Source organism: Rathayibacter sp. VKM Ac-2929, assembly GCF_022815495.1.
Classification (GTDB): domain Bacteria; phylum Actinomycetota; class Actinomycetes; order Actinomycetales; family Microbacteriaceae; genus Rathayibacter; species Rathayibacter festucae.
Genome location: NZ_JALGRV010000003.1, coordinates 263,303 through 276,311 on the forward strand (window position 1 = coordinate 263,303; position 13,009 = coordinate 276,311).

Genomic DNA, 13,009 nt, shown 5'->3' on the forward strand with positions numbered 1-13,009 from the left:
ACCCGCCACTCGCGGGTCGCCCCCCTCCCCACCCCCTCACGACCGCATTCCCCGGGATGCCGAAAGGATCGACATGGCGATCACCGACGCTCCGCCCCTCGAGGTCGGAGCGAGCAAGCGGGCCGGCGGCGGCCGTCGCGGCGACAGGCCCTCCGGCCGCCGCCAGCGGCTGACCGGGCGCCGCAGCACGCCCTGGCTGTTCCTCGCCGTGCCGCTGGCGTTCCTCGTCGTCCTGACCTACATCCCGGTCGCGAACATGTTCTGGTACAGCGTCACCGACTGGGACGGCCTCGACCCGGACAAGACGTTCGTCGGCCTCGAGAACTACGTCGAGATCTTCACCCGGCCCGAGATCTTCCAGGTCTTCTTCGTCAGCCTCTTCTACCTGGCCGGCGCGGTCGCGCAGCTCGGGCTCGCGCTGTTCTTCGCGACGCTGCTGAGCTTCCAGACCCGGTTCCGCAACTTCTTCAAGGGCGTCATCTTCTTCCCGTACCTGATCAACGGGGTCGCGATCGGGCTGATGTTCCTCTACTTCTTCCGCCCCGACGGCACCCTCGACGCGGTGCTCGGCGCCTTCGGCGTGCAGGACACCCCGCAGTGGCTCGGCGACCCGTCGGTCGTCAACGTCTCGCTCGCGGCGACCTCGGTCTGGCGCTACATGGGGCTGAACTTCGTGCTGTTCCTCGGCGCGATCCAGTCGGTGCCGGAGGAGCAGTACGAGGCCGCGGACATCGACGGCGCCACGTCGTTCGACAAGTTCCGCTACATCATCGTGCCCAGCATCCGCCGGATCCTCGGGCTGTCCTTCATCCTCGCGATCGCGGGCGCCCTGTCGGCGTTCGAGATGCCGTACATCATGACCGGCGGCGCCAACGGGTCGGAGACCTTCGTGATCCAGACCGTCGACACCGCGTTCCGCTACTCGAAGGTCGGCCTCGCCTCGGCGATGGCCGTCGTCCTGCTCGCGATCGTGCTGATCATCACCGCGGTGCAGCGCCGCGTGTTCCCCGACGAGAAGGCGGGCCAGGAATGACCACCACGCAGCCCCGCACGGAGGCCGTCACCGGCCTGCCCGTGACTCCCGCCCCGCGAGGCTCCCGCCGGCCCCGCCGCGGCTCGACGCTCGGCGCGATAGGCAAGTACACCTCGCTGATCGTCGCCTGCCTGTTCGCGCTGGTGCCGATCGTGACGATCTTCATGCTCGCCTTCAAGACGTCGACGGAGTACCGCAGCACCGGTCCGCTCGTCCCGCCGAGCAACTGGTTCAACTTCGAGAACTTCGCGATCGCCTTCAGCCAGGGCGGGATGGTGACCGGGTTCCTCAACACCGGCATCATCCTGCTGGTGTCGGTGGCGGGCACGATCCTGATCGGCACCATGGCCGCCTACGCGATCGACCGCTTCCGCTTCCGCGGGCGCCGGCTCGTGACGGGGCTGTTCCTCCTGGCGACCCTCGTGCCGTCGGTGACGACCCAGGTGGCGACCTTCCAGGTGATCAACGCCCTCGACCTCTTCAACACCCGCTGGTCGGCGATCCTGCTCTTCACCGGCACCGACATCGTCGCGATCTACATCTTCCTGCAGTTCATGCAGTCGATCCCGGTCTCGCTCGACGAGGCGGCGATGCTCGACGGCGCCAGCCGCTTCACCGTCTACTGGCGGATCGTGCTGCCGCTGCTGAAGCCGGCGATCGCCACGGTCGTGATCATCAAGGGGATCGCGGTCTACAACGAGTTCTACATCCCCTTCCTCTACATGCCCTCGCAGGATCTCGGGGTCATCTCGACCTCGCTCTTCCGCTTCATGGGCCCCTTCGGAGCACAGTGGGAGGTCATCGCCGCCGGCACGATCCTCGTCATCGTCCCGACGCTCATCGCCTTCCTCTTCCTCCAGCGCTTCATCTACAACGGACTGACCTCAGGAGCCACCAAGTGACCCACCTCAGCACCGAGCGACTCTCGGCCACCCTCCGCCCCCTGCACGACGGCTGGAGCGTGCGCGCGCTCCGCGGCCCGATCCCCGCGGAGATCGCGGGCGCGACGGTCCCGGCGACCGTCCCCGGACTCGTGCACACCGACCTCCTCGCCGCCGGCCTCATCCCCGACCCGTATCTCGACCAGAACGAGAAGAAGGTCACCTGGATCGGCGAGACCGACTGGGAGTACGCGTCGGTCTTCGCCTGGTCGCCCGACGGGCACGACCGGCACGAGCTGGTCTTCGAGGGCCTGGACACGGTCGCGACGATCACATTGAACGGGACCGTCGTCGCGAGCACCCGCAACCAGCACCGCACATACCGCTTCGCTGTCGACGGGCTGCTGGTGGAGGGCGACAACGCGCTCGTCGTCCGCTTCGCCTCGCCGGTCGCGGAGGCCGACCGGGCCAGCCTCGAGATCGGCTACCGCCCGCACACCTACTCGCACCCCTTCAACGCGCTGCGGAAGGCGGCCTGCAACTTCGGCTGGGACTGGGGCCTCGACGCGGCCTCGGTCGGGCTGTGGAAGCCGGTCTCGCTGCACGCCTGGAGCGAGGTGCGGCTCGCCGCGGTCCGCCCGGTCGTGACGGTGGACGGGACGACCGGCCGCGTCGCCGTGCACGTCGACCTGGAGCGGACGACGGAGGACGAGGTGGAGCTGACGGCGAGCGTCGACGGCGTGACCGCCTCCGTCACCGTGCCGGCCGGCGAGCGCTCGGCGGTGCTCGAGCTCTCCGTGGAGGATGCGGCCCTGTGGTGGCCGCGCGGCTTCGGTGAGCAGCCGCTGTCGCTGCTCGACGTCGAGGCGAGCGTCGGCGGCGCCGTCGTCGACGGCCGGACGCTGCGGATCGGCTTCCGCACGATCGAGGTGCAGCTGGACCGCGACGAGGAGGGCACCTCGTTCCGCTTCGTCGTCAACGGCGAGCCGGTCTGGATCCGCGGCGCCAACTGGATCCCCGACGACGCCTTCATCACCCGCGTCGACCGCGCCCGCCTCGCCCACCGGATGGACCAGGCCGAGTTCGCGAACATGAACCTGCTGCGGATCTGGGGCGGCGGCTACTTCGAGTCGGACGACTTCTACGAGCTCTGCGACGAGCGCGGCATCCTCGTCTGGCAGGACTTCCTCTTCGCCTGCGCCTCCTACGCCGAGGAGGAGCCGCTCTGGAGCGAGGTCGAGGCGGAGGTCCGCGACAACGTGACGCGGATCATGCCGCACCCGAGCCTCGCGCTCTGGAACGGCAACAACGAGAACATCTGGGGCTACGAGGAGTGGGGCTGGGAGAAGCGCCTGCAGGGCCGCACCTGGGGCCTGGGCTACTACCTCGACCTGCTGCCGCGCCTGGTCGCCGAGCTCGACCCCGAGCGCTCCTACACGCCGGGCAGTCCCTGGTCCGGCGACACCGCGATCTTCGCGAACGACGTCGACCACGGCTCCGTGCACCTGTGGGAGCTGTGGAACCGGGTCGACTACCCCGCCTACCGCGACGTGCACGCCCGCTTCGTCGCCGAGTTCGGCTGGCAGGGCCCGGCCTCCTGGTCGACGATCCAGCGCTCGATCTCGGACTCGCCGCTGACCCCCGAGTCGCCCGGGATGATCCACCACCAGAAGGCGACCGACGGCAACGACAAGCTGACCGACGGACTGGTCGCGCACCTCCCGCTGCCCGACGACACCGAGGACTGGCACTGGGCGATGTCGCTCAACCAGGCGCTCGCCGTCACGCTGGCGATCGAGCACCAGCGCTCCGAGAGCCCGCGCTGCATGGGCTCGGTGGTCTGGCAGCTGAACGACTGCTGGCCCGTCACCTCGTGGGCGGCGGTCGACGGCGACGGGACGGCGAAGCCGCTGCTCTACGCGCTCAAGCACGTCTACGCGGACCGGCTGCTGACCGTGCAGCCGCGCGCCGAGGGGCTCGCGGTCGTCGCGGTGAACGACAGTGCTCAGGAGTGGGCGGGCGAGGTGGTCGTGCGCCGGGTGCGCTTCGACGGCACGGTGCTCGCGGCGGAGCGGCAGGCGGTGTCGCTGGACGCGCGGTCGGTTGTCACCGTGCCGGTCGGAGTGGGTGCCGCGGACGACGTCGCTGCCGAGCTGCTCGTCGCCGAGCTCGCGGGCGAGCGCGCGTTCTGGTTCTTCGCGGAGTACCGGGAGTCGGCGCTCGAGGCGGCGCGGCTGACGACCTCCGTACGCGCCGTCGACGGCGGGGCGGAGGTGACGGTCACCGCGGAGAACCTCGTGCGCGACCTGACGCTGCTCGTCGACAAGGTCGACCCGGCCGCGGTCGTCGACGACCAGCTGATCACGCTGCTGCCGAGGGAGTCGGTGACGTTCCGGGTGAGCGGGGCCGGGCTCGATCCTGCCGCGCTCGTCTCGCCGAGCGTGCTGCGCACCGCCAACCAGCTCGTCGCCGACTGGGGCTGACGCGCCGCTCTCCGCGGCGCTCTCCGCGGCGATCGACGGAGCCGACCGGGACCGGCGCAGGCCTCCCGGTCGGCTCCTCCGCGCCGTTCGCGACCCGCGCCGGCCACGACCCGCATCGCCCACACCCTTCCGGAGGAAGAGATGACCCCGCAGCTCGCGCTCGCCGTCGACGTCGGCGGCACCAAGATCGAGGCGGCGCTCGTGTGCGCCGACGGAGTGCTCGTGCCGGGCTCGCGCAGCCGGCGGCCGACCGGGCCTGCGCTGACCCCGGCGGAGTTCGGCGCGGCCGTGGAGGGGTGCGTCGTGGAGGCGCTCGCCGCTGCGGGTGCGGGCTCGGTCGTCGGCGCGGGCATCGGCTCCGCCGGCCCGCTCGACCTCGCCGAGGGGCGCATCCGGCCGAAGAACCTGCCGCTGCTGCACGGGTTCGCCCTGCGCGCGGTCGTCGAGCGGCTGCTGCCCGGCCGGCCGGTCGCCCTGCGGCTCGACGGCACCTGCATCGCGCTCGCCGAGCACTGGGTGGGCGCCAACCGCGGCGCCGCGTCCTCGGTGAGCCTGGTGGTGTCGACGGGAGTCGGCGGCGGCGTCGTGCTCGACGGCCGCGCGGTCGCGGGCCGCTCCGGGAACGCCGGGCACATCGGGCAGATCCACGTCGGCGACGCGGACCCGGAGGAGGGGAGCGACGGCACGCTGGAGAGCATCGCCTCCGGACCGAGCAGCGTCGCGTGGGCGCGGCGCCGCGGCTTCGCCGGTGCGACCGGCGAGGACCTGGCGCGGGCGGCCGCGGCCGGCGACCCGGTGGCGCTGGCCGCGGTGGCGCGCTCGGCGGGGGCCGTCGGCACGGCGATCGCCGACGTGGCGACGCTGCTCGACGTCCGCGACTTCGCCGTCGGCGGCGGCTTCTCCGCGGTCACGGCGTCGTACCTCGACCTGGTGCGCCAGGCGGCCTGCGAGCGCGCGGTCTTCGACTACGCCCGCGGCCTGTCGATCCGCGCCTCCGGCCTCGGCGGCGCCGGCCCGCTGATCGGCGCGGCGGCCCTGGTGCACCTGCCGAGCCTGCTCGGCGGCTCCGCTGAGCGGGCGGGTCTCGACGGGTCGGCGCCGGGCGGGGGTGAGGGTCTCGATACGCCCGCCTCCGGCGGCCTACTCGACCAGCATGCAGCGCACGCCAGCGAGCTCCATGCTGATCGAGTAGCCGGCGCAGCCGGCGTATCGAGATCCACCCCCGCAGAGACGGCTGCCGCCGAGCACCCGCCCCATGCCGATGACGAGCGCCCACCCCATGCTGATCGAGTAGCCGGCGCAGCCGGCGTCTCGAGATCCCCGCGCACGCACTCCCGGCCCGGCTCCCGGTGACCGCCGCACCGGCGATCGACGCCGAGCACCCGCTCCGCTCGGCCCTCCGCTCCTCGCGCGGCCGCCTGGTCGTCGCCGCGCTCGCGTTCGCGGTCAAGGACAGCCCGCTGTGGATCCTCCCGCTCGTGACCGCGGCCGTCGTCGACGCCCTCGTCGCCGGCGACCCGCCCGAGGCGCTCCTCGCTCCCGCCGCCGCGGGCGCAGCGACGATCGCCGTCAACATCGCCGCGAACGGCGTCTTCGTGCGGCTGTTCTCCTCCTCCGTGCGCTCGATGGGCGCTCGGCTGCGCGAGGCGCTGGCGGTGCGGCTGCAGCTGCTGTCGTTCGGCTACCACTCCCGCGGCAGCGCGTCGGTGGTCCAGACCAAGATCGTGCGCGACGTGGAGAACCTGGAGCTGATGCTGCAGCAGGCGTTCGGCCCGCTGCTCAACGCGCTGGTGATCCTCGTCGGCGCCGGCGTCGCGACGGCGGTGCGGGTGCCCCAGTTCCTGCCCGTGCTGGCGCTGACCCTGCCGCTCGCCGCCGGGCTGATCCTCTGGCTGCGCTCGCGCACCGCCGCGAGCAACGAGACCTTCCGCCTCGACGTCGAGACCATGTCCTCGGCCGTCGGCGAGATGTCCTCGCTCCAGGAGGTCACCCGCGCGCACGGACTGGAGCAGGTCTCCGTGCGGCGGGTCGTCGAGGCCGCGCACCGGGTCGAGCGGGCGGGCACCCGGCTCGACCGGCTGAACGGGCGCTTCGGCGCGCTGTCCTGGAGCAGCTACCAGGTGATCACCCTGGGCTCGCTCTTCGCTGCGGCGTGGGCGAGCGCGACCGGCGCCCTCCCGATCACCGTCGGCGAGGTGGTGCTGCTCAGCTCGTACTTCGCCCTGCTGACCGGGGCGATCACCGGCGCCTTCCAGACCGCGCCCCTGATCACCCGCGGCCTCGCCTCGCAGCGCTCGATCGCCGGCGTGCTCACCGATCCGGACGTGGAGTGGAACGAGGGCCGCGCCGTCGTCGACGCGCTGGAGGGGAGCCTCGCCTTCGAGGACGTCTCCTTCTCCTATGGCGAGCGGCCGGTGCTGTCGGACGTGAGCCTGCGCGTCGCCGCCGGCGAGACGGTGGCGCTCGTCGGCGCCTCCGGTTCGGGGAAGTCGACGCTGACCCGGCTCGCGCTGGGCTTCCTGCGCCCCTCGGCGGGTCGGGTCCTGCTCGACGGCCGCGACATCGCGACCCTCGACATGCGCACGGTGCGGCGCTTCGTCTCGGTGGTGCCGCAGGAGTCGGTGCTGTTCCGCGGGAGCATCCGCGACAACATCCTCTACGGCGCCGCGGAGCCCGCCCCCGGGGAGTCGGGCGACGACCGGCTCGAGGCGGCGCTGCGGGCGGCGAATGCCGGCTTCGTTCTGGAGCTCCCCGACGGCTGGGACACGACGGTCGGCGAGCGCGGCGCGCAGCTCTCCGGCGGCCAGCGCCAGCGGCTCGCCATCGCCCGCGCGCTGATCCGCGACCCGCGGCTGCTGATCCTCGACGAGGCGACCGCCGCCCTCGACCCGCGCGCCGAGGCCGAGGTGCGCGGCGCCCTCGAGCGGCTGCGCGCCGGCCGGACGACCCTGATCGTCGCGCACCGCCTGAGCACCGTCCGCTCGGCCGACCGCATCGTCGTCCTCGACGCCGGCCGCGTCCTCGAGCAGGGCACCCACGAGGAGCTGCTGGCCGCCGGCGGCCGCTACGCCCGCATGACGGCGGCGTCCTGACGGCCCGCGCCCCCGCTGATCGAGCAGCCGCGGAGCTGCCGCCGACCTGCTGACCGAGCAGCCCGCGCAGCGGGGCCTTCCATGCTGATCGAGCAGCCCGCACCGCGGGTCCCTCATGCTGATCGAGTAGCCCGCGGAGCGGGCGTATCGAGATCCACGGGCGTCAGGACCAGCGCCTGCAGACCCACCTGCTGACGGGGTGGGTCTCGATACGCCGGCCTTCGGCCGGCTACTCGACCAGCATGAACGCCCGCCCGACCGGTCGGCCCGCGCCGGGGTGCTTGCTGACTGCCGATCCCGCGCCGCGGGCCCCTCATGCTGATCGAGTAGCCCGTGGAGCGGGCCACTCATGCTGATCGAGTAGCACGCGGAGCGGGCGTATCGAGATCCACCGTCGTCAGGACCAGGGTCTGCAGACCCACCTGCTGACGGGGGTGGGTCTCGATACGTCGGCCTTCGGCCGGCTACTCGACCAGCATGAATGCACCGACCGGTCGGCCCGCGCCGCGGTCCCTGGCGACCGTGGAGCACCGGCCGCTCAGTTCAGGATCTCGGCGCGCGGGTCGTCGCGGAGCTCGGCGAGGCGCGTGCGCCAGGCCTGCAGCGCCTCCGGAGTCAGCCGCGTCCAGTCGTGCACCTCGCGGACGACGCGGAGCGGCTCGACGCTGCGGTACGAGCGCGTCGGATTCCCCGGGAACTTCTTGTCCGTGACGTTCGGGTCGTCCTCGAACGACCCTGTCGGCTCCACCTCGTAGACCCGCGGCTCCGCCTCCCCGGGCGCGAGCTCGGCCGCGAGCCCCGCGCCGTCCGGCAGCGCCGTGAAGTACACGTGGTTCATCACGATCTCGGGCCGGTAGTTCGAGCGCCGCCCCGCCACCAGCCGATCGCCGACCCGCAGATCCGCCTTCGTCCCGTGGAAGAACGGCCCGCTCTCGTCCGCAGCACTCATGCGCAGGACCCTACTCCCGGCCCCGGCCCCGGCCCCGGCCCCGGCCCCGGCGATCCGTCACGGACGGCTCCCGCTTCGCGCGGGAGGCAGCCGTTCCTGACGGATCGCCGAAGCCGCAGGGTCAGGGGAGCGTCAGCTCGCCCTGGTTGAGGACGCGGGGGTGGAAGTAGGCGCTCTGGATGGCGGCGTTCGTGTTGCTGCCGCGCAGCTGCTCCGACCAGATCATGAAGTACGACCAGCGCGTCTGGCTCTGCAGCAGCGACGCGTCCGGCACCTTCCCCATCTCGGCGATCGCGATCGGCTTGGAGCCGGCGATCGACTGCAGCTGCTGGTAGTCGCCGGAGCTCGGGAAGCCTTTGTACCAGACGTCCAGCGACACGACGTCGACGTAGTTCGCGCCCGGGTAGTAGCCCGCCCAGCCGCCCGCGGGGTTGTCCTGCACGTTCCAGACCCAGATCAGGTTGGTCAGGCCCTGCGAGTCGAAGTAGTCGCGCATCTGCTGGTAGATCTTCGCGCCGCCGTTCGCGCCGGAGCGGCCGCCCCACCAGTTCCAGGTCTCGTTCATCTCGTGGAACGGCCGGAACAGCACGGGCACGCCCGCGTCCTTCAGCTGCCGCAGATACGGGACGACCTCGCTCATCCGCTGCTTCCAGGTCGTGTTGAGCGCCGTGCCGCCGGTGACGATCTGCTGGAACTGCGCGTCCGTGATGCGGCTCTTCACGCCGCCGTCGAACGCGCAGGTGCTCGGCCCGGTCGGCGGGCACGCGTGCCAGGCGAGGGTGACCAGCGAGCCGTTGGCCCACTCCGTCTTCGCCTGGTCGACGACGCGCTGGCGGTTCGCGGCGTCGGCGGCGGTGAAGAACAGGTCGCCGCCCCAGAGCCCCGGGTACTGCCCGGTGATGTCCTTCACCTGCTGCGTGTACTGCGCGGGGGAGCTCGCCGGCTCCTTGTTGTGCTGGCCCGAGATGATGCTCGTCCCGGTGATCGACTGCAGGTACTGCAGGACGGCGGCCTTCGACGTCGCCGGGAACGCCTGCGCCGCGTCGGGCGACGGCGTGACCAGCGGTGCGAGCAGCGCGGCCCCGAGCGCGGCGGCCAGGAGGGTGCGGCGCAGCGGGCTGCGGCGGGCGCGGGATGCGCGGGTGGTGACTCCTCGTCGAGTCATGGTGGTCCTCTCCGCGGGCCCTCGTCGGTGAGCGCCCGCAGGGTCACCCTGAGCCCTCCGCGCAGCCTCGTCAACCCTTACATCGATTACTAATGATATCCGTGAGATCCACTGCGCAGGAGTTGTCGTACCGGGCGGTCGACTACGACAACTTTTGGAGGTGGGACGTCGGCGCCGGATCCGCACCTCCGCCCGCGCCCCGCCGACGGCCCCCGCGCAGGCGCCGCTCGGTACTGTGGAACGGTTCCCCGCACCACCCGCCCCCGCCGAAGGAGCCCCCATGCCCACCACTGTGAGCGGCGTCATCGCCCGGTCGAAGGGGGCTCCCGTCGAGCTCGTCGACATCGTCGTCCCCGACCCCGGACCCGGCGAGGCCGTCGTCGACATCGAGACCTGCGGTGTCTGCCACACCGACTACCACTACCGCGAGGGCGGGATCAGCGACGACTTCCCGTTCCTGCTCGGCCACGAGGCCGCGGGGCGGGTCAGCGCGATCGGCGAGGGCGTCACCCACGTCGCGGTCGGCGACTTCGTCGTGCTCAACTGGCGGGCCGTCTGCGGCGAGTGCCGCGCCTGCGTCCGCGCGGAGCCCTGGTACTGCTTCAACACCTTCAACGCGACGCAGAAGATGACCCTCACTGACGGCACCGAGCTCAGCCCCGCGCTGGGCATCGGCGCCTTCGCCGAGAAGACGCTCGTGCACGCCAAGCAGTGCACGAAGGTCGACCCGGACGCCGACCCCGCCGCCGTCGGCCTGCTCGGCTGCGGCATCATGGCGGGCCTCGGCGCCGCGATGAACACCGGCAACGTCACCCGCGGCGACTCCGTGGCCGTCATCGGCTGCGGCGGAGTCGGCACCGCGGCCGTCGTCGGCGCGAAGCTGGCCGGCGCGAGCACGATCATCGCGATCGACCGCGACCCGAAGAAGCTCGTCAAGGCCGAGGAGCTCGGCGCCACCCACGCGATCGACTCCAGCGGACTCGACGAGGACGGCGTCGTCGCCGCCGTGCAGGCGCTGACCGACGGCTTCGGCGCGGACGTCGTGATCGACGCGGTCGGCCGCCCCGAGACCTGGCGCCAGGCGTTCTACGCCCGCGACCTGGCCGGCACCGTCGTGCTCGTCGGCGTGCCGACTCCGGAGATGACCCTCGAGATCCCGCTGCTGGACGTCTTCGGCCGCGGCGGCTCGCTGAAGTCGAGCTGGTACGGCGACTGCCTGCCCGAGCGCGACTTCCCGATGCTCACCGACCTGTATCTGCAGGGCCGCCTGCCGCTCGACGAGTTCGTGACCGAGCGGATCGGCATCCGCGACATCGAGCAGGCCTTCACCACGATGGCCGGCGGCGACGTGCTCCGCTCAGTGGTGGTGCTCTGATGGGCGCCCGCATCGACCACCTCGTCACCAGCGGCACCTTCGCCCTCGACGGCGGCACCTGGGACGTGGACAACAACGTCTGGATCGTCGGCGACGACTCCGAGTGCGTCGTCATCGACGCGGCGCACGACTCGGAGGCCATCCTCGCGGCCGTCGGCGACCGCACGCTGCGCGCGGTGCTGCTCACGCACGCGCACACCGACCACATCGACGCGGTCGCCGCACTGCTGGAGTCCGTCGACGTGCCGGTGCTGCTGCACGAGGGCGACCGCGTGCTCTGGGACGCGTTCTACCCCGACTCCGCGCCGAGCGGCGCGCTCGAGGACGGCCAGCGGATCAGCGTCGGCGGCACCGAGCTGGAGGTGCGGCACACGCCCGGTCACACGCCGGGCGCCGTCTGCTTCGTCGCGGCCGAGCTGGGTACCGTCTTCACCGGCGACACGCTGTTCCAGGGCGGACCCGGCGCGACCGGCCGCTCCTACAGCTCCTTCCCGACGATCATCGACTCGATCACCGACCGGCTGCTGACCCTGCCGGACGACACGGTCGTCCGCACGGGGCACGGCCCCACGACCACCATCGGCACGGAGAAGCCGGACCGCGAGGCGTGGATCGCGCGCGGTCACTGACGCGGCGCTCGCGCCCGCATGCTGATCGAGCAGCCGGCGTCGCGGGCCCCCGCATGCTGATCGAGCAGCCCGCGGAGCGGGCGTATCGAGATCCGACGCCGTCAGCAGGTGAGTCTGCAGACCCGCCCTGGTGAGAACGGCGGGTCTCGATACGCCGCGTTCCGCGGCTACTCGACCAGCATGTGCTTCCGCGTTCCGCGGCTACTCGACCAGCATGTGCTTCCGCGTTCCGCGGCTACTCGACCAGCATGTGCTTCCGCGGTCAGCGGCGGGCCCGGCGGCGCAGGACGACGCCGAGCGCGGCGAAGGCGGCGGCCATGACGAGGCCGCCGATCAGGAAGGGGGTGCTGCCGATCGCGGCGCCCAGGCGGCGAGGGCCGCCCACAGCGCGGCGAGCACGAACTCGGTCGGGGGAGTCATCGTCGTCCTCATCCGTCGATCCAACTCCCTCCGTCTTGGATTCGCGACGCCGGGCGCCATCGATCCGTCAGGAACGGCGGTGTCCGCGCGAGTCGGGCGACCGTTCGTGACGGGTCGGCGCGGCGCGGCGGTCAGCCGACGGTGACCGGGGCGGCCGAGGGGCGGCGCCCCTCCTTCATCCAGACGAAGAAGCCGAGCAGGGTGAAGGCGCCGTAGAAGACGTACATCAGGCCGGAGGCGTAGTAGCCGGCCGAGAAGAGCAGCGGGACGCCGACGATGTCGACGGCGACCCAGATCAGCCAGAACTCGACCCAGCCCTTGGCCATGCCGTAGGTGGCCAGCAGCGAGCCGACGAAGATCCAGGCGTCGCTCCAGACCGGCTCGTAGGAGCCGAGCGCGCGGAAGACCGGGGTGAGGATCGCGGTGCCGCCGATCATGCCGAGCACCAGCAGCCCGCGCGTGCGCCAGGAGGCCCAGCGCGGCGAGATCAGCGTTGTCGCGTCGCTGGGGCGGTGCGTCCAGCGGTACCAGCCGTAGATGCTGACGATGATGAACATGATCTGGCGGCCGGCCTGGCCGAGCAGGTTCACGGGGTTCGGGGTGTCGAACAGCGCTCCCATGAAGACGGTGAAGAGCAGCGCGTTGCCGACGAGGCCGACGGGCCACGCCCAGACCTTGCGCCGCATGCCGCCGAGGGCGCTCAGCAGGCCGAAGACGTTGCCGATGACCTCGCGCCAGAGCACCGTCTGGTCGCCGATGACGATCTGCGCGTCGAACAGCCAGTCCACGATCTGCACGGGGAGCCTCCATCGGGCGTGTCGGAGCCCACCCGTGCAACCTCCGGCGGGGCACGGTCATTCCGCGTGGCGCCGATTCGATGGTCACCGGTCCGCTGTGCAGGGTGACGTCCGCTGTGCAGGCGATCCGGCACGGGGAGCGCGTGCCGAGTGGGCCTCGGCACGTTCCACGCGCGATCACCTGC

Annotated in this window: 11 protein-coding genes; 7 read left to right on the top strand and 4 right to left on the bottom strand. The window is 72.0% G+C overall.

All coding sequences use genetic code 11. The features are described 5' to 3' along the window. Nucleotides 1–73 precede the first annotated feature (73 nt). The 5 genes from MT355_RS10370 (at nt 74) to MT355_RS10390 (ending at nt 7,489) form a co-directional block, all read left to right on the top strand. Nucleotides 74–1,033 carry a carbohydrate ABC transporter permease gene (locus tag MT355_RS10370; protein WP_123731482.1) on the top strand — a complete coding sequence of 320 codons (960 nt, stop codon included), beginning with the start codon at nt 74–76 and terminating at the stop codon, nt 1,031–1,033. After that, on the top strand, nt 1,030–1,935 hold the full coding sequence (locus MT355_RS10375) for a carbohydrate ABC transporter permease (protein WP_243599450.1): 906 nt from the start codon (nt 1,030–1,032) through the stop codon (nt 1,933–1,935). The genes MT355_RS10370 and MT355_RS10375 overlap by 4 nt, the downstream gene beginning before the upstream one ends. Then, nucleotides 1,932–4,397 carry a glycoside hydrolase family 2 protein gene (locus tag MT355_RS10380; protein WP_243599451.1) on the top strand — a complete coding sequence of 822 codons (2,466 nt, stop codon included), beginning with the start codon at nt 1,932–1,934 and terminating at the stop codon, nt 4,395–4,397. Before MT355_RS10375 ends, MT355_RS10380 begins: the two co-directional genes overlap by 4 nt. 141 nt (nt 4,398–4,538) lie before the next feature. After that, nucleotides 4,539–5,750 carry an ROK family protein gene (locus tag MT355_RS10385; RefSeq protein ID WP_243599452.1) on the top strand — a complete coding sequence of 404 codons (1,212 nt, stop codon included), beginning with the start codon at nt 4,539–4,541 and terminating at the stop codon, nt 5,748–5,750. Next, nucleotides 5,747–7,489 (top strand): ABC transporter ATP-binding protein, encoded by a 1,743-nt coding sequence (locus MT355_RS10390; protein ID WP_243599453.1) that lies wholly within the window; start codon nt 5,747–5,749, stop codon nt 7,487–7,489. Before MT355_RS10385 ends, MT355_RS10390 begins: the two co-directional genes overlap by 4 nt. Nucleotides 7,490–8,027: 538 nt before the next feature. On the opposite strand, the gene arr is transcribed toward MT355_RS10390, so the two are convergent. Together arr and MT355_RS10400 are read right to left on the bottom strand one after the other, a co-directional pair. Next, entirely contained in the window at nt 8,028–8,438 is a 411-nt protein-coding gene (arr, locus tag MT355_RS10395; protein ID WP_243599454.1) for an NAD(+)--rifampin ADP-ribosyltransferase, read from the bottom strand. Nucleotides 8,439–8,559: 121 nt separating this feature from the next. Continuing rightward, entirely contained in the window at nt 8,560–9,603 is a 1,044-nt protein-coding gene (locus MT355_RS10400) for a glycoside hydrolase family 26 protein (RefSeq protein WP_243599455.1), read from the bottom strand. A gap of 280 nt (nt 9,604–9,883) precedes the next feature. On the opposite strand from MT355_RS10400, the gene MT355_RS10405 reads away from it, so the two are divergent. Both MT355_RS10405 and MT355_RS10410 read left to right on the top strand, forming a co-directional pair. Beyond that, nucleotides 9,884–10,978, top strand: a complete 1,095-nt coding sequence (locus tag MT355_RS10405; RefSeq protein WP_243599456.1) for an S-(hydroxymethyl)mycothiol dehydrogenase — start codon at nt 9,884–9,886, stop codon at nt 10,976–10,978. Then, a complete protein-coding gene (locus MT355_RS10410; RefSeq protein WP_243599457.1) occupies nt 10,978–11,607 on the top strand; it encodes an MBL fold metallo-hydrolase in 630 nt (209 codons plus the stop codon). The genes MT355_RS10405 and MT355_RS10410 overlap by 1 nt, the downstream gene beginning before the upstream one ends. A 262-nt stretch (nt 11,608–11,869) precedes the next feature. On the opposite strand, the gene MT355_RS21265 is transcribed toward MT355_RS10410, so the two are convergent. After that, entirely contained in the window at nt 11,870–11,992 is a 123-nt protein-coding gene (locus MT355_RS21265; RefSeq protein WP_279392294.1) for a hypothetical protein, read from the bottom strand. A gap of 166 nt (nt 11,993–12,158) precedes the next feature. Next, complete coding sequence (pnuC, locus tag MT355_RS10415) at nt 12,159–12,824, bottom strand: nicotinamide riboside transporter PnuC (protein WP_243599458.1); 666 nt, start codon at nt 12,822–12,824, stop codon at nt 12,159–12,161. Nucleotides 12,825–13,009: the final 185 nt, after the last annotated feature.